Source organism: Sphaerisporangium album (assembly GCF_003323745.1).
In the GTDB taxonomy this organism is placed as follows: Bacteria; Actinomycetota; Actinomycetes; order Streptosporangiales; family Streptosporangiaceae; genus Sphaerisporangium; species Sphaerisporangium album.
The window spans coordinates 53,709-73,491 of sequence record NZ_QOIL01000009.1; the positions used below are offsets into that span (position 1 = coordinate 53,709).

The following is a 19,783-nucleotide window of genomic DNA, read 5'->3' on the forward strand; positions in this document are numbered from 1 at the left end:
GCGGGCTCAGGCGGAGGTCCCCGCCGGGGTCGCGTCCCTGCGCGTCCGTGTCAGGTAGATGACGAACGCGAGGATCGTGACCAGGAAGAGCCCACTGGTGGCCACGGTACCCAACCCCAGGCCTCCGTCGTCGGGGGACTGCGACAGGTAGTCGCCGAGGGACGCCCCGAGCGGGCGGGTCAGGACATAGGCGATCCAGAAGGTCAGCACCGCGCCGGCGTGCAGGGCGAAGTGGGCGGCGGCCACGATCGCGATCAGCCCGCCGAAGATGAGCGCCGAGGGCCAGTAGCCCAGGTTGAGGCGCTCGGCGGCCAGGTCGCCCGCGGCGGTGCCGAGCGCGAAGGTGAACAGGATGGCCAGCCAGTAGAAGGCCTCCCGGCGCGGCGTGTAGATCGTGTGGATGGAGAGCGTCCGCTCGCGGGCGTACCAGGCCGCGAAGGTGGCCGCCAGGGCGACGGCGAACACGCCGGTCGTCACCTCCAGCGAGACGCCGAGGTTGTCGGTGAGATTGTCGGTGATCAGCGTGCCCACGATGCTGATCAGCACCACCGCGATCCAGTACACCCCTGGCGAGTACCGCGGGGACCGGAACTGGACGTACAAGGCAATGATCAGGAGCACGCTCATGACGAGGGAGGTGCCGGTCAGTCCGAGCCCGAGGTTCTGGTTCAGAAAGTCGGCCGCCGTCTCCCCCACCGTCGTGCACAGGACCTTGATGATCCAGAAGTAGATCGTGACCTCGGGAACCTTGTTCAGCATCCGGCGTCGAGCCGTCGTGGTCGTCATGGCGGGAGACTGGCACGGCCCACCTGAACACGACCTGACTGCGAGGGGCGTCACGCGACCGTTCTGCCCAGAATCACCATGTTTCGCCGGTGGACTCCACGGGGGTCGGCGCCCGCTCACCGTCGTGGTCGTCCGCCAGAGGCAGGTCCAGGACGAAGCAGGCGCCGCGGCCGGAGGCGTCGGCGATGTCCAGGGTGCCGTGGTGGGCGCGGGCGATGTCGCGGGCGATGGCCAGGCCCAGGCCCGTGCCGCCCTGATCACGGCCGCGGGCGGTGTCCAGCCGGGTGAACCGCTGGAAGACCACCTCGCGATCTGCCTCGGGGATGCCGGGCCCGTCGTCGGTGACGGTCAGCTCCGCCCGGCCGCCGCCGGCCCGCAGCCGTACCCCGACGCGGCGGGACGCGTGGCGCTGGGCGTTGTCCAGCAGATTGCCCAGCAGCCGGGCGATCTGCCGTGGCACCACCTCGACGCACACGCCCGGCTGAACGTCCAGATGGACGGGGTGCCGATCGCCGGCCCGCCGCGTGGTCTCGGTAGTCACCAGCCGGCTCAGGTCGAGCACGCACAGATCGCCGGGGCGGACGGCGCCCACCTGGGCGAGCAGCAGCAGATCGGTGATGATGGCCTGCAAGCGGTCGACGTCCCGCAACGCGTGCTGGAGCACGTGCGGCAGGTCGGTCTCGTCGGGATGCAGCTCGGCCTCTTCCAACTGGGCGCGCAGCCCCGCCAGGGGGGTGCGCAGCTCGTGGGAGGCGTCGGAGGTGAAGCGGCGCTGCTGGTCCAGCATCCGTTGCAGCCCCGCGCGTACCTGCTGCTCGGCGTCGCGCGACCGCTCCAGGCGTTCCAGGGTCTGGTTGATGGTGCCGGCGAGCCGGGCGATCTCGTCCTCGCCGCGCGGCTGGGGCACCCGGGTGGCCAGGTCGCTGGCGGTGATGTGGGCGAGCTCGGAGCGGATGGCCTCCACCGGGCGCAGCGTGCGGCCGGAGATCGTCCACGCCGCCCAGGTGGCCAGCGCGACCAGAAGGACCGCCTCGACGGCGAACAGCCCGTCCAGCTTCGCGGACGAGACCGCGCTGGGGGCGGCCCTGCCGGCGTAGACCACCGGCGAGCCGGACGCGGGCGACACGCGCAGGGCCGAGACGAGCAGGCACGGACGACCTGGCCTGCACACCTGTACGTCCTGTGCCGGATCCTCCGCCGTCGGCCAGGCCGCGACCAGGGCCGGGCCGCGGGCCTGCGACGACGCGGCGATGACCCGCCGGCCGGGAGCCACCACCTGCACCAGGTCGACGCCGGGCGTGGACGGCGTGATCGTGGCGGTCAGCCGCCCGCTCCGGGCCACCGCGGCGGTCAGCTCGGCCTGGCGGCGGCTGTGCTGCCACACGCCCTGGCTGATCGCCGTACGCGCCACCAGCCCGCCGACCAGCGCCGCCGGCACCAGGAGCACCACCGTGATGAGCGCCACCAGCACGGTGATCCGTGCCCGGATGGATCTCAGACGCGAATGTCGGACAGGTCTGGTTGTCATGCTCGCCCCCGCACAGCATGATCGAAATGCGAATTCCGGGTGAGATCAGGTTGTCGCGCTCAGCGGACCCGGCCCGTGCCGTCCTGGACTGTGGGTTCGGCGCCGAGGCCGCCCCACAGGGAGATCTGCGAAATGACGGCGAGCGTCGCGCCCGCTACCGTGGGACCGGCTCGCCACTGTCAGGTTAGCTCCCGTTTCGCACCTTGTGAATTTGACCACTCGGTTCCGGTAGAGCCGAGAAGCGGAGGGCCCGGCACGGCGTCAGGCAAGGCCGGCGAGGCGGAGGCGAGCCCACGCGTTGTTGACGTAGCCCAGCGGGTTCCACAGCGACGCGGGCGATTCGGGCTGCAGGGCGGCGGTGGAATCCCAGGCGCGCGCGGTGACCACGGTCTCGCCCGGGGGCAGGTCGACGGTGATCCGCCAGTGCTGCCAGGTCCACGGACCTTCGGGGGCGTCGAGTTCGGCCTGGGCCCAGGTGCGGCCGTCGTCCAGGGAGACGTCCAGCCGGGTGACGGCGCGGTCGTCGCCGGCCAAGGCGTAGCCGGTGACCTCGACCGGCCCGGCGGGCACGGGGGCCGCGCCGTCGGGCCAAAGGATGTCGCAGTTGAGCGCCACCGGCCCCAGAGGCACGCCGTCGCCCGGCCGGACCTGGGCGGGATCGGCGTCGGGCGGCAGCAGACGGTAGGCGACGGCCTGGAAGTAGTTGCGCGACGGCTCGGCCCGCGCGGTGATCCGCTGGAGCCATTTGACGCTGCGGGCGCCGATCCAGCCGGGGACGACGACGCGCAGCGGCCCGCCGTGGACCCGAGGCAGCGGCCGGTCGTTCATCGCCCAGGCCAGCAGCACCTCGTCCGCCAGCGCCTTGGCCACCGGAATGGAGCCGCCGAAGGGCTGGGGCGGATCGGCGTCCTCCGAGACGTCCGGGGCGGTGAAGGCGACGAAGGCCGCCTGAGGGAGCAGGCCCGCCTCGGCCAGGACATCGGCCAGGCGCACACCGCTCCAGCGCGCGGTTGAGGTCGCGCCGGGCCCCCAGGGCTCCTGACCGGGAATGTCCCGCACCTCCAGCAGGCCCGCGCGGCGGTTGCCCGCGCACTGCAGCGTCGCCGTGACCTCCCGCCGCTCGAACCCGTCCCGCAGCCGGTCCAGCGACAGCCTCAACGGCCGCCGGACCAGCCCGTCGACCTCCAGACGCCACAGGCCCTCGTCGACCTCGGGGATCGGGCCGTGGTTGCGGCTGTAGAAGGTGTCCACCGCCGTGATCGGACGCCCGGCCAGCGCGCACCGCGGCGGCTCCGCGTTGAAAGGCTCCCGAGTGTGCACGACCATGTCGCCCCGCTTGCCCCACAGCGTCATACTGCCTGCCTACCCCCGTCCTTCCGCCGGATCCGCGGGCGACCGGCGTTTTACCCGACGGGTACCGGAAGCTAGGGAGAACGCGAACGGTACCCGCCGGCTACGGCGAGCGGACCCATGGCCCGTCCGCGGGGACCGGGGACCGTCCGCGGCGCCGGATCGGGCCGACGCCGCGGACGGGTACGTCAGGGGGCGGCGTTGAGCAGGTCGAGCGCGCTGTGCTGGCAGCTGTGGTTGGTGGGGACGAACGGCCCGGCCCAGTGGCTGCCGTAGGCGTCGAGGGTGTCGCGATCGGCGGCGTAGGCGGTGTCGGCGTTGCGCCGCAGGTAGGTGTTGTACGCGCCGCCGGTGGCGGTGTTCAGCGCGCCGAGGCCGCGGATCGCCGCGCCCTTGAACGACGCTCCGTCACCGCTACAGGTGTTGCTCTCGTTGGGTTCGCGCAGGATGCCGCCGGGGCTGAGATAGGTGCTGGTGGTGAGCGCGTCGCCGATGCGGCGCGCCGTGGCGAGCGCGTTCGCGTCGCCGGTGACCTTGTTGAGCTGCACCAGCGCGTTGATCAGCACGCCCTGGTTGTAGGTCCAGGTGGTGTCGCCGTTGTTCCTGCAGGTGCTCAGATCGATGCCGTCGTTGACCAGGTTGGAGCCGTTCAGCATGCCGGTGCTCTGGAACCACGTCCAGGCGGCCTGCGCGCGGCCGCGGTAGACGGTGTCGCCCGGGATGCGCTGGGACAACGCGGCGTTGAGCTGGATGTAGAGGCTGTTCTCGATGGCGTTCTTGTTCGCCCGGTCGGTCTTCCACCACACGCCGCCGCCGCAGCGGGTGTCCCAGTAGTTGTACATGTGGTCGGCGTCGGCGCGGGCGGTGTTCAGGTACCGGCCGTCGCCGGTCATGTCGTAGGCGGCCACCCAGGCCAGGCCCCACCAGCCGGTGTCGTCGAGGTACTCGTTGCGGAACTGCCCCTGCCGTGAGTTGACGTTCTTGTCGTAGGTGTTGGCGATGGCGTACGAGTAGCTGCCCATGCCGCTGCGCCGCATGTTCTCGATCAGGGCCGTGAGCGCGTTCGCGCCCGTCCACCACCCGTTTCCGTCGAACAGGCCGGTGCCGCGGTCGTAGCGCATCATCAGCGCGGTCGCCGCCGCCGTGCGCCGGTCCCACGCGTTCCAGGTGCTGCGGGTCCAGGGCGTGCAGGTGATCTCGGGCCGGTCGCCCGCCTTCCCGCAGGCCCGCAGGGCGCCGACGCCCTGGTTCGCCCAGTCGTCGACGTTGAACATGGCGGTGCGCCAGCCCCGCGACCCGGCCGGGATCGCGGTGGCGCCGAGGCGGCTGTCGACCCAGGTGCGGCCGCCGTCGAACGAGCGGTCCAGCCACACCTCGTCTCCGGGGTTGCCGGTCTCGACGGACGCCCAGGCCATGGCGTCGGTGTCGTTGACGTGGACGACGAAGCGCCGCCCGTACAGGGTGCCGGACACGGGTTGCCGGTCGGACGGGGAGAGCGCGGGGTCGCGCCCGTCGCAGTAGCGGTTGCAGATCGTCGCGGCCTCGGCCGGAGCGGCGGGGACGACGGCGAGCGCCGTCGGCACCAGAGCGGCGAGGAGCAACGCGGGGATCGTGAGGGGAAGGCGCCATCGTGTCTTCAATGCGGCTCCAAGATCGGACCAGACTGGGGGGTGAACCAGTCCGACGAGCGATGCGACACGCGTAACGAAAGATGAATTACGGCCGCATGTCAACGTTGTCACACACGCCGGTCACCGGCGATGGTGAGGAGACGCGACCGGTGCCCGTCAGCCGTGGGAGAAGCCGATCGCCGATGTGGTCTCGAAGCTGCGGATCAGCTTCTTGTTGAGGAACTCCTGGATCCCCAGATCGGACAGTTCCCTGCCGTACCCGGAGCACTTGATGCCACCAAAGGGCAGTTCGGGACGCGAGGAGGTCGGATGGTTGATCCACACCATGCCGGTGTCCAGCCGCTCGGCGACCCGGCGCGCCCGGTCCAGGTCACGGCAGAAGACCGCGCCACCCAGGCCGTACGGGTTGTCGTTGGCCAGCGCGACGGCCTCGTCCTCGTCGGCGACCTGGTACACCACGGCCACCGGCCCGAACAGCTCCTCGTCGTACGCCCGCATGCCGGGCCGCACGTCGACGAGGATCGTGGCGTCCATGAACGCGCCGGGCCGGTCGGGGCGCCCGCCGCCGATGACGAGCGTCGCGCCCTGGCTCACGGTGTCGCGCACCTGCGCCGCGAGGTTCTCGGCGGCCTTCTCCGAGGAGAGGGGCGCGAGCGTCGTCGCCGGGTCGAGGGGGTCCCCCGGGGCGAACTCCGCGAACCGGTCGCGCAGCCGTTCCACGAACTCGACGAACAGGTCACCCACAATGATCATGCGCTTGGCGCTCACGCAGCTCTGCCCCATGTTGGACATGCGCCCGACGACCGCCGCCTCCACGGTGCGGTCGAAGTCCTTGCCGTCGAGCACGATGAACGGGTCGCTGCCCCCGAGTTCGAGCACCGTCTTCTCGATGTTGCGTCCGGCGCGCTCGGCCGTCCTCTCGCCCGCGCGATCGCTCCCGGTCAGGGAGACGCCCTGGATCAGCCGGTTGTCGATGACGCGGCCGATCCCCGCCGCCGGGACGAGCAGGTTGGTGTAGACGCCCTCCGGGGCGCCGGCGTCGCGGAACAGCCGTTCGAGCAGGATGGCCGACTGCGGGCAGTTGCTGGCGTGCTTGAGCAGGATCGTGTTCCCGGCCACGAGGTTCGGCGCGGCGAAGCGGGCGACCTGGTAGAGCGGGTAGTTCCACGGCATGATGCCGAGGAGCGGCCCGAGCGGCCGGTTGGCCACCACTGCGGATCCCTCGTCGACGGGCACCGTCCGGTCGGTGAGCATGCCCGGCCCGTGCTGCCCGTAGTACCGCAGGATGTCGGCCACGAGATCGACCTCGTCGTAGCTCTCGCCGATGCGCTTGCCCATCTCCAGGGTGATGGTGCGGGCGAACTCGTCCTTGCGCTCCACCAGCAGCTCGCCGGCCATGCGGACGACCGCCGCGCGCTCGGCGGCGGCGAGCCACCTCCAGCTCTGGAAGGCGTCGTGCGCCGTTTCGACGGCCCGGTCGAGCTCCTCCTCGGTCATGGCGGGGAACTCGCGTATCACCTCGTTGGTGTACGGGTTGACGCTGGAGATCGACGTGCGCGTGACGGACGGCGTGGCGGTCATGATCTTCCTCCGCTCAGCGGACCGCCGGCGTTGGATGAACCGTTTCTGCCAGTGGACGGCGGCCGGCCCCTCGTGCCGTCGCCCGGTCATCTCACCGGCGAAATGTCGTTGTTTCGATGCTATCAGGGCAGGTCACGGCCGCCGGTCCGCATGTCGTACCCGCCCGGCACCGCCCCGCGCGCAGAAGCTGGGGAAAAACCGCTTAAGTCGAGCCGGCCGTAGGCGTGTACGGGACACGAGTCTCCGCCCAGCTTACGATTGCTGAACCGAGGAAGTTCAGTCGCCGGAGGTCCCGCAGTGAAGCGACCGACCATGGCGGACATCGCCAGGGAGGCGGGAGTGTCGAAGGGCGCCGTCTCCTACGCCCTCAACGGCCGGGCGGGGGTCTCCGACGAGACACGGCGGCGCATCCTGGCCATCGCCGACCAGCTCGGGTTCCGCGCCAACAGCGCCGCACGGGCTCTGGCGGGCGCCCAGGCCAAGGTCGTCGGCCTGGCCCTGCCGCGCCCGCCCGCCACGCTCGGCGTCGAGCCGTTCTTCATGGAGCTGATCAGCGGCCTCGAAGCCGAGCTGTCCACGCGCTCGTACGCCCTGCTGCTGCAGACGGTTCCGGACGAGACCGGAGAGATCGGCTTGTACCGGCGCTGGTGGAGCGAGAGCCGGGTGGACGGGGTGCTGGTCTGCGACCTGCGCGTCCACGACCAGCGCGTCACGATCCTTCGCGAGCTGGGCCTGCCGGCGGTCGTGATCGGCCCGCCGAGCTCGGCGGGGGGCCTGGCCAGCATCTGGTCCGACGACCAGATCTCGATGACGGAGGCCGTGGAGTACCTGGTCGCGCTCGGTCATCGCAGGATCGCCCGCGTCGGCGGCATCCCGCGGCTCGCCCACACCGCGATCCGGACGCGGGCCTTCGGGGAGGCCTGCGAACGGCTGGGCATCACGGAGGCGACGACCGTCTCGACCGACTACACCGGCGAGAACGGCGCCCAGGTCACCCGGGCTCTGCTGTGCAGGCAGGCCAGGCCCACCGCGCTCGTCTACGACAACGACATCATGGCGATCGCGGGCCTCGGCGTCGCCCATGAGCTCGGGCTTCGCGTCCCGGCCGACCTCTCCATCGTGGCCTGGGACGATTCGCCGCTCTGCCGGCTGGTCGGCCCGCCACTGACCGCCCTGAGCCGCGACATCAGCGCGCACGGCGTCCAGGCGGCCAGAATGCTGCTGAGCGCCATGGAGGGCTCGCCCGTCGAGGACGTCCATGACGAGCCCGCCCACCTCAGCCCGCGGGGCAGCACCGCCCCGCCGCCGCAGGGCTCCCGCCCCTAGTCAGGAAACCTGGTTGTAACGGTTCCACATCAAGGGCCGCCGACCGCTTTACACGTGCCGCCCGCTGCGCGCACCATTTCGCTCACTTGGGATAAAGCGCTTTATATACCACCGCCTCAAGGCACTTCCGCGTGCCGGGAAATCCCTATGGACGGACGACATGGAATTACGCAGCCTCGACAGGACCCTGGCCGGAATCGTTCTGGCCGCGACGCTCCCGCTGGCCACCGCGTGCGGCGCCGGCCAGACCACTCCGGACGCCGGCGCCCCGGCCCCCACGGCGCCGGCGGACCCCGCCACCCTCACCGGTGAGATCACGGTGCTGACCAACAGGACCGACCTGGTGACCGACGGGACGCTGAAGAAGTACGCCGCCGAGTTCGGCAGGACCTACCCGAAGGTGACGGTGAAGTTCGAGGGGATCACCGACTACGAGGGCGAGGTCAAGATCCGCATGAACACCGACAACTACGGTGACGTGCTGCTGATCCCCAACACGATCGCCAGGGACGACTATCCCAAGTTCTTCGACGCCCTCGGCCCGGCCACCGAGATCGGCAGGAAGTACATGTACACCCAGAAGGGCGAGGTCGGCGGCGCCGTCTACGGCATTCCGGGGTTCAACTCCGCCAACGGGCTGGGTCTACAACAAGGACGTCTGGGCCAAGGCCGGCATCACCGACTGGCCCAAGACCCCCGCGGAGTTCCTGGCCGACCTACAGGCCATCAAGGACAGGACCGACGCGATCCCGTACTACACCAACTACAAGGACGGCTGGCCGCTGACCGCCTGGACCAGCGTGCTCGGCTCGCCCTCCTGCGACGCCAAGGCCGGCGACGCCCTGGCCACCTCCACCGACCCCTGGGCCACCGGCGGCGATCTCAACGTCGGCGACTCCCTGCTGTTCGACATCGTGAACAAGAAGCTGTCGGAGGAGGACCCCACCACCACCAACTGGGAGGACTCCAAAGGACAACTGGCCACCGGGAAGATCGCCGGCATGTGGCTGGGGTCCTGGGCGATCGTCCAGATGCGGGACGCGGCCGAGAAGGCGGGCAAGGACCCGTCGGTGATCGGGTACATGCCCTTCCCCGCGCAGGTGAACGGCAAGTTCTGCTCGATGGTCACCCCGGACTACCTGTACAGCGTGAACGTGCATTCCAAGAACAAGGCCGCCGCGCACGCCTGGCTGAGGTGGATGCTGGACGAGTCCGGGTTCGCCGACGCCAACCAGGCGATCTCCAGCGTCCGTGGAGCACCGCTGCCGACCGCCCTCAAGCCGTTCGGCGACGCGGGCGTCCAGCTCGTGGAGCTGTCCCAGGTCAAGGCCGGACAGGTCAACGCCATCGACAACGCCTCGGAGGTCGGCCTCAACAAGCCCGACTACCGCCAGCGCCTGATAGACGTCGCCCGCGGCGCCGCGCCCGGCGACGCGAAGTCGGTCTTCGCCGAGCTGACGACCAGGTGGGCCGACGCCGTGAAGATGGGCGGATAGCGGCGGCGATGGCCCTCACCCGCCTGAGCTCACCGAGCGCCTCGCCCCCGCGGTCCGTGCCCGCCGCGCCCACGCGCCCCGGCCGGCGGTGGATCACCCCGTGGCTGTTCCTCGCCGTCCCGTTGATCATGCTGGTGACCTTCACCTACGTGCCGGTCGCGAACATGATCTCCTACAGCTTCACCGACTGGGACGGCGTGAGCCCGGACAAGGATTTCGTCGGCCTGGGCAACTACGCGCAGTTGTTCACCCGCCCGGAACTGTTCCAGGTCTTCTCCGTCAGCCTCTTCTACCTCGTCGCGTCCTTCGCGCAGATCGCGCTGGCGCTGTATTTCGCCACGGTGCTGAGCTTCAGGCTGCGGCTGCGCAACCTGTTCAAGGGCGTCCTGTTCTTCCCCTACCTGCTCAACGGCGTCGCGGTGGCGTTCGTCTTCCTCTACGTGTTCCAGCCCGGCGGCACGCTGGACGGGCTGCTGCGCCTGTTCGGCGTGGACGCCAAGATCTTCTGGCTCGGCGACCCCGACCTGGTCAACGTCTCACTGGCGGGGGTGTCGATCTGGCGCTTTCTCGGGCTGAACTTCGTGCTCTTCCTGGGGGCGATCCAGTCGGTGCCGGCGGAGATCCACGAGGCCGCGGAGCTGGACGGCGCGAGCCGGACGCAGGTGTTCCGGCACATCATCGTGCCGAGCATCCGGCCGATCATCAGCCTCAGCGTGATCCTCGGGGTGTCCGGGGCGCTGTCGGTCTTCGAGATCCCCTACGTCATGACGGGCGGGTCGGGGGAGAGTAGGACGTTCGTGATCCAGACGATCAAGCTGGCGTTCCAGTTCAACAAGATGGGTCTGGCGTCGGCGTCGGCGGTGGTGCTGCTGGTGGCGATCCTGCTGATCACCTGGGTCCAGCGCCGTCTCATCCCCGAGGAAAGGCCCGAGACGCGATGACGACGCGAACGATTCCCACGGGTCCGGCGGGAAGGCTCGCGCCCCTGTGGCGCACCGCCGCGTCGGCGCGCCGGATCTCGCGGATCCTGACCTATATTTCCCTGGTCGCCGCCGCGGGGGTGGTGGTGGGGCCGTTGCTGACCGTCTTCCTCACCTCGCTGAAGACCCCGCGGGAGCTGGCCAGGGGCGGCGTCTTCTCGCTTCCCGGCGACTGGCTCAACCTCTCGAACTACCTCACCGCGTTCGAGAACGGGAACATGCTGGTCGCGTTCGGCAACACGGCGTTCATCCTGGTCTTCTCCGTCACCGGCACCATCGTCATCGGCACGATGGCCGCCTACGCGATCGACCGCTTCCACTTCCGGATGAAACGGCTGGTGATCGCCCTGTTCCTGATGGCCACCCTGGTGCCGGGCGTCACCACCCAGGTCGCCACGTTCAAGGTGATCGACGCGTTCGGCCTTTTCGACACCCGCTGGGGCCCCATTCTGCTCTACATGGGCACCGACATCGTCTCCATATACATATTCCTCCAGTTCATCCGCAACATTCCCGTGTCCCTGGACGAGGCCGCCCGCCTCGACGGCGCCTCGTCCCTCAAGATCTACCGCTCGGTGATCCTGCCCCTGCTCAAACCCGCCATCGCCACCGTGGTCATCATCAAAGGGATCACCGTGTACAACGAGTTCTACATTCCGTTCCTCTACATGCCGTCCGAGGAGCTGGGCGTCATCTCCACGTCGCTGTTCCGCTTCAAGGGACCCTTCGGCGCCCACTGGGAGATCATCTCCGCCGGAGCCGTGCTCGTCATATTGCCGACGCTCGTCATTTTCCTGGCTTTGCAGCGTTTCATCTACAACGGATTCACCGCGGGTGCCGTGAAATGACGTGCCCGGCCGCAGGAAGAGAAAGAGGGCGGACGAACCCGCGCACCGCCGTGTTGGGTAATATCAGCACCACGCAGATGGCAGGCCCCCGTGACGGTCAGAGTTCCGGCGGCCGCTATCGCCGGCCTAAGGAAATCTGAAGCGTGAAGCGAGTGACGATCAGTGATATCGCCAAGCGTGCAGGGGTCTCGATCGGCGCGGTGTCGTTCGCACTGAACGACCGCCCGGGAGTGTCGAGCGAGACCCGCCGGCGCATCCTGGCCATCGCCGACGAGATGGGGTGGCGCCCGAGCGCGGCGGCGCGCGGCCTCTCGGAGTCGCGGGCGCACACGGTCGGGCTCGTCATCGCCCGCAGCGCCGACACGCTGGGCGTCGAGCCGTTCTTCATGAAGTTCATCGCCGGCCTGGAAAGCGAGCTGTCGATCTCCCGCACGGCGTTGCTCCTCCAGGTCGTGCCCGACCACCAGCGGGCGATCGAGGCCATCAGCGGCTGGTGGGCCGAGCGGCGCATCGACGGCGTGATCGTCACCGACCTGTGGACCGGGGACGCGCGGCTGCCCAAGTTGCGGGCGATGAACATCCCCGCCGTCCTCGTCGGCCGTCCCCATCCGGGCATCGACCTGCCGGCGGTCTGGAGCGACGACGCCGCGGCGGTGACCGAGACCGTCGACCACCTCGTCGGCCTGGGACATCGGCGCATCGCCCGGGTCGCCGGGCTGCCCGCGCTTGAGCACACCCAGGTGCGCACCGCCGCCTTCCACACCGCGCTCGCACGGCACGACCTGCGGCCCGCCGCCGTCGTCGACACCGACTACACCTGGGCGGCCGGGGCCAAGGCGACCCAGGAGCTGCTGTCCGCCGGCCCGCGCCCGACCGCGATCACCTTCGACAACGACGTGATGGCGACCGCGGGGCTGAGCGTGGCGCGCAAGCTCGGCGTGAGCGTGCCCGCCGAGCTGTCCATCGTGGCGGGAGACGACTCCCAGCTGTGCGAGATGGTCTTCCCCTCGCTGACCGCGCTCTCGCGCGACATCCCGCTGTACGGCGTCAACACCGCGCGCACCCTGCTGGCGCACCTGGACGGCGCGCCCGCCCGGTCGTTCCAGGACGCCACGCCCTTCCTGCTGCCGCGGGAGAGCACCGCCGCCGCCCCCTCATGACATTCGCTACTTATCCGGTTAAGCTCGGCTGAGTTCACCGGCCACGCCGACGTCGCCGATGCCGCCCGGGGCCTGTCGTGGAGTGCCGGGCACGCGCGGAAATCCCACCGATGAGGAGACTTCGTGACCACCAGCCGGACACTGCACGCAGGATGGACGCTCACGGCCCTGTCGGACGAGGTGTCGATCGCCGGTGTGCCCGCGCAGGTGCCGGGATGCGTCCACACGGATCTGCTGGCCGCGGGGTTGATCGAGGACCCGTATCTGGATGACAACGAGAACCGGCTGGGGTGGATCGGGCGGACGCGGTGGGCGTACGAGACCACGTTCGCCTGGGCGCCGGACGGCCATGAGCACACCGATCTGGTCTGTGAAGGGCTGGACACGGTGGCGACGGTGATCCTGAACGGTGCCCAGGTCGCCAGGACGGCCAACCAGCACCGCTCCCATCGTTTCCCGGTTCGTCATCTGCTGGCCGAGGGGGACAACACCCTGACGGTGGTCTTCGATTCGGCCTACGACTATGCCGAGGCGCGGCGTGCCGCCGTGGGCGACCGGCCGGGCGCGTACGAGGAGCCGTACCAGTTCATCAGGAAGATGGCCTGCAACTTCGGCTGGGACTGGGGGCCGACCCTGGTCACCGCCGGCATCTGGCGTCCCATCGCCCTGGAGAGCTGGAGCGGCGCCCGGCTGGCCGAGGTCCGTCCCCTGGTCACCGCGCACGCCGAGGACGGCCGGCCCGCGGAGGGGCGGGTGGAGGTGCACGTGAGGATCACCCCGGAGGCGCGGGGTCCGGTCACCGTCACCGCCGAGGTCGCCGGCCAGGTCGCGCGCGCCGAGGTCCCGGCCGGGCAGGACCGGGCCGTGCTGGTGGTCACCGTGCCCGAGCCCGCGCTGTGGTGGCCCCGCGGATACGGCGACCAGGCCCGCCACCGGCTGACCGTCACGCTCGGCGACCAGGAATGGAGCCGCATGATCGGCTTCCGGTCCGTCGAGCTGGACACCGAGGCGTTCCGTCTGGTGATCAACGGCAGGCCGGTGTTCGCCCGCGGGGTCAACTGGATCCCCGCCGACTGCTTCCCCACCCGGATCACCCGGGAACTCCTCGCCGAACGCCTCGCCCAGGCCGTCGACGCGAACGTCAACCTGCTACGGGTGTGGGGCGGCGGCCTGTACGAAAGCGAGGACTTCTACGACCTCGCCGACACCCTCGGGCTGCTGGTGTGGCAGGACTTCCCCTTCGCCTGCGCCGCCTACCCCGAAGAAGAACCCTTCCACGGCGAGGTCGAGGCCGAGGCCCGCCAGAACGTCACCCGCCTCACTCCCCACCCCAGCCTGGTCCTGTGGTGCGGCAACAACGAGAACATCGAAGGCCACGCCGACTGGGGATGGCGGGAGACGCTCGGCGACCGCACGTGGGGCGCCGGCTTCTACTACGACCTGCTCCCCGCCATCGTCGCCGAACTCGACCCGACCCGCCCCTACTGGCCCGGCAGCCCCTACTCGGGCGCCCCCGGCCTCCCGCCCAACGACCCCGCGCGCGGAACCGTGCACATCTGGGACGTCTGGAACCGCGAGGACTACCGCCACTACACCACCTACCGGCCCCGGTTCGTCGCCGAGTTCGGCTTCCAGGGACCGCCCGCCTACGCCACCATGCGCCGGGCGATCAGCGGCGAACTGGCCTCCGACGCGCCGCTGGTGCTGCACCACCAAAAGGCCCTCGACGGCAACGGCAAACTCCTGCGCGGCCTGAACGGCCACCTGCCCACGCCGTCCACCTTCGACGACTGGCACTACCTCACCCAGCTCAACCAGGCCCGCGCCATCACCTGCGGCATCGAGCACTTCCGCGCCCAGATGCCCCACTGCATGGGCACCATCCTGTGGCAGCTCAACGACTGCTGGCCCGTCACCTCCTGGGCCGCAGTCGACGGCGACGGCCACCGCAAACCCCTCTGGCACGCCCTGCGACGCCTCTACGCCGACCGGCTCCTCGTCCTCACCGGCGAAACCGTCACCGTCGTCAACGACACCGACCGGCCCTGGCACGGCGAACTCGAAATCGTCCGCCGCAGCCTGACGGGCGAACCGCTCGCCAAGGAGACCGTCACCACCACGACCCCCGCCCGCGCCACCACACGCGTCCACCTGCCGCCCACCGTGAGCACACCCACCGACCCCGCCGCCGAACTGCTGACCGCACGCCTGGACGACCACCGCACCATCGCCTTCTACACCGAAGACACCCACGTCCGCTTCCCCGAGGCCCGCTACGACGCCACCGCCGAACGCACCGGCGACGGCTACACCCTCACCGTCCGCGCCCACACCCTGCTCCGCGACCTCGCGCTCTTCCCCGACCGCCTGCACGCCGGCGCGTCCGTGGACGACATGCTGCTCACCCTGCTCCCCGGCGAGACCGCCACCTTCCACATCACCACCGCCCACGACCTGGACACCGACGCGCTCACCGGCCCCCCGGTCCTGCGCATGGTGAACGAGGCCCGCCACTGAGCGCCTTCAGGTCACGCGCCGTCCATCCTCCGTTCATCTGACGCCCATACGGTTCCGGCGATTCGTCGGCATTTCCGGAGGTACCGGCATGAGATCTCTGCCACGCTTGTCCAATGAGTGACGGGGCGGTGGTCTCCCCCGCGGACACGCGCGATCCTTCCCCCACGCCTCCGGCGAGCCCGCCGCGGACGGAACGTTTCCCATGGGCGTACGTGCTGGTCATCGGCCTGCTGATCGCCGGCCCGCTCTGGCTCACGCCGTACGTGCAGTCGCCCGCGCTGCAGACCTGGGCGACGATCTTCGTCGCGATCTGTGTGCAGGCCCTGCCGTTCCTGGTGTTCGGTGTGGCGCTGTCCGCGGCGATCACGGCGTTCGTCCCGGCGACGTTCTGGGCCCGGGCGTTGCCCCGGCACCCGGCCGCCGCGGTCCCGGTCGCCGGGCTCGCGGGCGCCGTGCTGCCGGGGTGCGAGTGCGCGTCGGTGCCGGTGGCCGGCGGGCTCATGGCCCGCGGGGTCACTCCGGCGGCGGCGCTGGCGTTCCTCCTGGCCTCCCCGGCGATCAACCCGGTGGTGCTGGTGGCGACGGCGGTGGCCTTCCCCGGCACGCCTCTCATGGTCGTGGCCCGGTTCGCCGCCTCGCTGCTGGTCGCCGTCCTGGCCGGCTGGGCATGGGCCCGGTTCGGACGCTCGGAATGGCTGCGCATCCCCGTGCGCCCCGCCGACGCCCGGGGATGGACGGCGTTCGCGGAGGCGATGCTGCACGACCTGCTGCACGCCGGAGGGTTCCTGGTCGTGGGCGGCCTGGCGGCGGCCACGCTCAACGTCGTAGTCCCCCAGTCGTGGGTCACCGGCCTGGCCGGAGTGCCGTGGCTGTCGGTGCTCACGCTGGCGGTGCTCGCCGTGATCCTGTCGCTCTGCTCGGAGGCCGACGCGTTCGTCGCCGCCAGCCTGACGCCGTTCCCCATGACCGCGAAGCTGGCCTTCCTGGTCGTGGGCCCGATGGTGGACCTGAAGCTGATCGCCCTGCAGGCGGGGACCTTCGGCCGCCGGTTCGTGACGCGTTTCGTCCCGCTGACCTTCGTCCTCGGTGTTCTGGTGAGCGCCGTCATCGGATGGGTGCTGCTGTGAACCGGATGTCCCAGGGCCTGATCGTCACGCTCCTCGGCGGCGCGACGCTGAAGATCTCGCTGTTCTCGTCCACGTACGTGAACTACGTCAAGCCGGGCTTCCGGCCCTTCCTCATCGCCGCGGGCATCAGCATGCTGGTCCTGGGGGCGGTCCGGCTGCTCGGCTATTTCTGGTCACCGGTGGCCGCGAGCGCCGCAGAAGGCGCACCCGAGAAGGCGTCCGAGCCGAACCCGGCGCCCTCCGGCCACGCCGATCACGACCACGCCGATCACGACGCCGATCACGACGCGGGTCACGACCACGGCCGCGGCCCGAGCGTGGCCTGGCTCCTCTGCCTGCCCGTCCTCGCCATCTTCGTGATCGCCCCGCCCGCGCTCGGCTCGTACGCGGCCGTGCGGACGGCGGGACGCCCGGTGACGCCGCCCATGCCGGCGGAGGCGTTCTTTCCCCTGCCCGCCGACCGGATCGCCGACCTGACGATGGCCGAGTTCGCCGGCAGGGCGGCGGCCGCCCCGGAGACGATGCGCGGCCGCACGATCCGTCTCACCGGGTTCGTGACCACGGGGGACGACGGAGCCTGGTACGTCGGCCGGATGCAGATGGCGTGCTGCGCCGCCGACGCGGTCGCGCTCACCGTGCGCGTGCGGGGCGCGGAGTCCCCGCCGGCCAACCACTGGATCCGGGTCACGGGCTCCTTCGTCCCGTCCGCCTCGGCCAAGCTGCCCACCGGGATGGTGATCCCCGAGCTGACGGCCGAGAGCGTCGAGAACATCACAGAACCGGCCCAGCCGTACGAGTAGCGCCCGCTCCGCGCCGGGTCCAGGCGCCCCGGCTCCGGGCCGCGCCGATGCCCCGGCAGACGAGGTAGATCAGGAACGAGATGGTGGTGACGTACGGGCTGATGGGGACGCTGCTGCCGAGCGCCAGCAGGGTGCCGCCGAGCATGGAGACGGTGGCGAAGAGCACGCTGAGCAGGGGGACCCTCACCGGCGAGGCGGTGACGCGCATAGCGGCGGCGGCGGGCGTGCACAGCAGCGCGAGCACGAGCAGCGCGCCCACGATCTGGATGGAGATCGCGACCGCCAGGCCCAGCACGATGGTGAAGATCGGCGCGAGCGCGCGGACCGGCACGCCCCGCGCGGCGGCGACCTCCGGATCGACGCTGGCGAACGTCAGCGGCCGCCACAGGACGGCGAGCGCGACGAGCACGACGGCCGAGGTCGCGGCCAGCCACGACAGCTGAGGGGTGTCCACGGCGATGATCTGGCCGGTGAGCAGGCCGAACTTGTTGGCCGCCCGGCCCTTGTACAGGGCCAGGAAGAGCACGCCGAGCCCGAGCCCGAACGGCATCAGCACCCCGATGATGGAGTTGCGGTCCCGCGCGCGCATGCCGAGCGCGCCGATGATCGAGGCCGCGACCACGGATCCGACCAGCGACCCGGCGACCACGTTGGCGCCGATCAGCAGCGCGGCGGAGGCGCCGGCGAAGGAGAGCTCGCTGATGCCGTGCACGGCGAACGGCAGGTCGCGCATCATCACGAAGACGCCGACCAGCCCGCCGACGATCCCGAGGATGGCCCCGGCGATCAGCGAGTTCCTCACCAGGGCCAGCAGCGCGCCGTAGTCGGTGAAGTTGAAGATCTGGTGCCACACGTCGTTCACGGGCCGTGCTCCTCGCCGCCGGGGTGGTGGTGACCCGCGGCGTCCAGCGCGCCGGCCATCAGGATCCGGCCGCCGGCCCTGATCACCTCGACGGGGGTTCCGTACAGGTCCGACAGGGTGTGGGAGGTCATGACCTCGCGCACCGTTCCGGCGCGGAACCGGCCGTCGACGAAGTAGAGCACCCGGTCCACCATCGGCAGGACGGGGTTGATCTCGTGGGTGACGAACACCACCGCGGTGTCGTGCCGGCGCCGGCGCCGGTCGATCAGCTCGGCGACCGCCTGCTGGTGGTGCGGGTCGAGCGACAGCAGGGGTTCGTCGCACAACAGGATGCGCGGGTCGGTGGCCAGCGCCTGGGCGATCCGGAGGCGCTGCTGTTCGCCGCCCGACAGCGTGCCGATCGGGACGTCGGCGTACGACTCGGCCCCGACTTCGGCGAGCAGCTCGTCGACGCGCGCGCGGACCGCCCGGCCGGCCCTTCCCATGCCCCAGCGGTGGCCGTCGATGCCGAGCCGCACCAGGTCGCGCGAGCGGAGCGGCATGGCCGGGGACATCGCCTTCTGCTGGGGGACGTACCCGATCAGCGGGCTGCCGCGCCGCGGTGGCCGCCCTCCGATCGTCATCGTGCCCGCCGACAAAGGGACCTCACCGAGCAGTGCCCGCAGCAGGCTCGTCTTCCCCGAGCCGTTGGGGCCGAGGACGACCAGGAACTCCCCCGGCTCGACGTCGAGGGTGAGGTCCCTCCACAGCACGCGCTCTCCGTAGGACAGCGCGGCTTCCTTCAGACTGATCATCTCGACCTGACTTATCGGGACACGGCGTTGCGGACCGCGGCGACGTTGTCGGTCATCCAGCCGATGTAGTCCTTGCCCGAGGGCAGGGTCTCGGTGACCGGCACGATGGCCACGCCGCCCTTCTGCGCGGCCTGCCTCACCTGCTCGGTCTCCGGCCCGGCGGTCTGCTCGTTGTAGACCAGGGCCGCGACCTGCTTGCCGGTGAGCAGGGCCAGCGTCTCCCGCAGCGCGCGCGGGGGGATCTCGCCGCCTTCTTCGACGGCCTCGCTGAACTCCGCGGGCGTACGGTCGACCAGCCCGCACGCGGCGAGCAGGTACAGCGGGACGGGCTCGGTGATCGCGACACCCTGCCCCTTGGCCGTCGCCGCCACCTCGGCCTCCGCCGTCTCCAGTGCCTGGAGCTTGGCCTTGAAAGCCGACGCGTTGGCGGTGAACTGGGCGGCGCCGGCGGAGTCGGCCTTGCCGAGCGCGGCCGCCAGCTCGTCGGCGAGCTTGCCGACGCTCGGGAAGTCGTACCAGATGTGCTCGTTGAGCGTCTCGCCGGCCTTCGCGGTCTTCCCGGAGACGGTGACGGCGTTGAGCACCTGAACGCCGGGGTTGGCCGCGGCCTTGAGCATGGTGTCGACGAAGTCGTCGTATCCGCCGCCGTTCTCGACGACGATCTTGGCGGTGGACAGGCGGAGCTGGGTCTGCGCGTTGGCCTCGAAGGAGTGCGGGTCCTGCGAGGGATCACTGATGATCGACACCACGTCGACCCTGTCACCGCCGATCTGCTGGACGATGTCGCCGTACACGTTGGTGGACGCGACCACCGATACGCGTTCCGGCGAGGACGCGGGGGCGGAGGCGGCCGGCGAGGCCGCGGAGGATCCCCCTTCGGAGGACCCGCAGGAGGACATGACGAGGATGGCCAGCCCGGCCATCAAACTTGCGAGCGGCACGCGGCGGAGGGTACGCACACCAGGCCTTTCCAGAATGATAATGACAATCAGTTGCA

Annotated in this window: 16 protein-coding genes; 8 read left to right on the top strand and 8 right to left on the bottom strand. The window is 70.5% G+C overall.

Annotated features, from left to right (window positions below):
• Window positions 1-6: 6 nt before the first annotated feature.
• From DQ384_RS17160 to DQ384_RS17180, 5 genes are all read right to left on the bottom strand, one after another.
• On the bottom strand, window positions 7-786 hold the full coding sequence (locus DQ384_RS17160) for a COG4705 family protein (protein WP_220182990.1): 780 nt from the start codon (window positions 784-786) through the stop codon (window positions 7-9).
• Between the two features lie 73 nt (window positions 787-859).
• The gene (locus DQ384_RS17165; RefSeq protein WP_245966549.1) at window positions 860-2,257 is read right to left on the bottom strand and encodes a sensor histidine kinase; all 1,398 of its coding nucleotides are present in this window, start codon (window positions 2,255-2,257) and stop codon (window positions 860-862) included.
• Between the two features lie 318 nt (window positions 2,258-2,575).
• The gene (locus DQ384_RS17170) at window positions 2,576-3,667 is read right to left on the bottom strand and encodes a sulfite oxidase (RefSeq protein WP_181871259.1); all 1,092 of its coding nucleotides are present in this window, start codon (window positions 3,665-3,667) and stop codon (window positions 2,576-2,578) included.
• Between the two features lie 185 nt (window positions 3,668-3,852).
• Window positions 3,853-5,304, bottom strand: a complete 1,452-nt coding sequence (locus DQ384_RS17175) for a glycoside hydrolase family 76 protein (protein ID WP_181871260.1) — start codon at window positions 5,302-5,304, stop codon at window positions 3,853-3,855.
• A gap of 147 nt (window positions 5,305-5,451) precedes the next feature.
• A complete protein-coding gene (locus DQ384_RS17180; protein WP_114030064.1) occupies window positions 5,452-6,876 on the bottom strand; it encodes an NAD-dependent succinate-semialdehyde dehydrogenase in 1,425 nt (474 codons plus the stop codon).
• A 297-nt stretch (window positions 6,877-7,173) separates the two neighbouring features.
• Here DQ384_RS17180 and DQ384_RS17185 point away from each other — a divergent pair, with 297 nt between their 5' ends.
• From DQ384_RS17185 to DQ384_RS17220, 8 genes are all read left to right on the top strand, one after another.
• Window positions 7,174-8,202, top strand: a complete 1,029-nt coding sequence (locus DQ384_RS17185; protein ID WP_114029846.1) for a LacI family DNA-binding transcriptional regulator — start codon at window positions 7,174-7,176, stop codon at window positions 8,200-8,202.
• Between the two features lie 515 nt (window positions 8,203-8,717).
• Window positions 8,718-9,698 (top strand): ABC transporter substrate-binding protein, encoded by a 981-nt coding sequence (locus DQ384_RS17190; RefSeq protein ID WP_220182995.1) that lies wholly within the window; start codon window positions 8,718-8,720, stop codon window positions 9,696-9,698.
• A gap of 8 nt (window positions 9,699-9,706) precedes the next feature.
• Complete coding sequence (locus tag DQ384_RS17195; RefSeq protein WP_114029847.1) at window positions 9,707-10,639, top strand: carbohydrate ABC transporter permease; 933 nt, start codon at window positions 9,707-9,709, stop codon at window positions 10,637-10,639.
• The gene (locus tag DQ384_RS17200; protein WP_114029848.1) at window positions 10,636-11,526 is read left to right on the top strand and encodes a carbohydrate ABC transporter permease; all 891 of its coding nucleotides are present in this window, start codon (window positions 10,636-10,638) and stop codon (window positions 11,524-11,526) included. Before DQ384_RS17195 ends, DQ384_RS17200 begins: the two co-directional genes overlap by 4 nt.
• Window positions 11,527-11,678: 152 nt before the next feature.
• Complete coding sequence (locus tag DQ384_RS17205; RefSeq protein ID WP_245966550.1) at window positions 11,679-12,686, top strand: LacI family DNA-binding transcriptional regulator; 1,008 nt, start codon at window positions 11,679-11,681, stop codon at window positions 12,684-12,686.
• Window positions 12,687-12,809: 123 nt separating this feature from the next.
• The gene (locus DQ384_RS17210) at window positions 12,810-15,203 is read left to right on the top strand and encodes a glycoside hydrolase family 2 protein (RefSeq protein ID WP_114029850.1); all 2,394 of its coding nucleotides are present in this window, start codon (window positions 12,810-12,812) and stop codon (window positions 15,201-15,203) included.
• Window positions 15,204-15,316: 113 nt separating this feature from the next.
• Window positions 15,317-16,330, top strand: a complete 1,014-nt coding sequence (locus DQ384_RS17215; protein WP_114029851.1) for a permease — start codon at window positions 15,317-15,319, stop codon at window positions 16,328-16,330.
• Between the two features lie 5 nt (window positions 16,331-16,335).
• Window positions 16,336-17,130: a TIGR03943 family putative permease subunit gene (locus DQ384_RS17220; RefSeq protein WP_245966579.1), complete on the top strand. Its 795-nt coding sequence runs from the start codon at window positions 16,336-16,338 to the stop codon at window positions 17,128-17,130.
• Here the strand turns inward: DQ384_RS17220 and DQ384_RS17225 are convergent.
• Genes DQ384_RS17225 through DQ384_RS17235 form a run of 3 tightly spaced genes read right to left on the bottom strand, consistent with a single transcriptional unit; the run spans window position 17,102 to window position 19,727 of the window.
• The gene (locus tag DQ384_RS17225) at window positions 17,102-17,992 is read right to left on the bottom strand and encodes a metal ABC transporter permease (protein ID WP_114029853.1); all 891 of its coding nucleotides are present in this window, start codon (window positions 17,990-17,992) and stop codon (window positions 17,102-17,104) included. The two genes, DQ384_RS17220 and DQ384_RS17225, sit on opposite strands and share 29 nt — an antisense overlap.
• Complete coding sequence (locus tag DQ384_RS17230; RefSeq protein ID WP_114029854.1) at window positions 17,989-18,786, bottom strand: metal ABC transporter ATP-binding protein; 798 nt, start codon at window positions 18,784-18,786, stop codon at window positions 17,989-17,991. The genes DQ384_RS17225 and DQ384_RS17230 overlap by 4 nt, the downstream gene beginning before the upstream one ends.
• Before the next feature lie 11 nt (window positions 18,787-18,797).
• Window positions 18,798-19,727: a metal ABC transporter solute-binding protein, Zn/Mn family gene (locus DQ384_RS17235; protein WP_245966551.1), complete on the bottom strand. Its 930-nt coding sequence runs from the start codon at window positions 19,725-19,727 to the stop codon at window positions 18,798-18,800.
• Window positions 19,728-19,783: the final 56 nt, after the last annotated feature.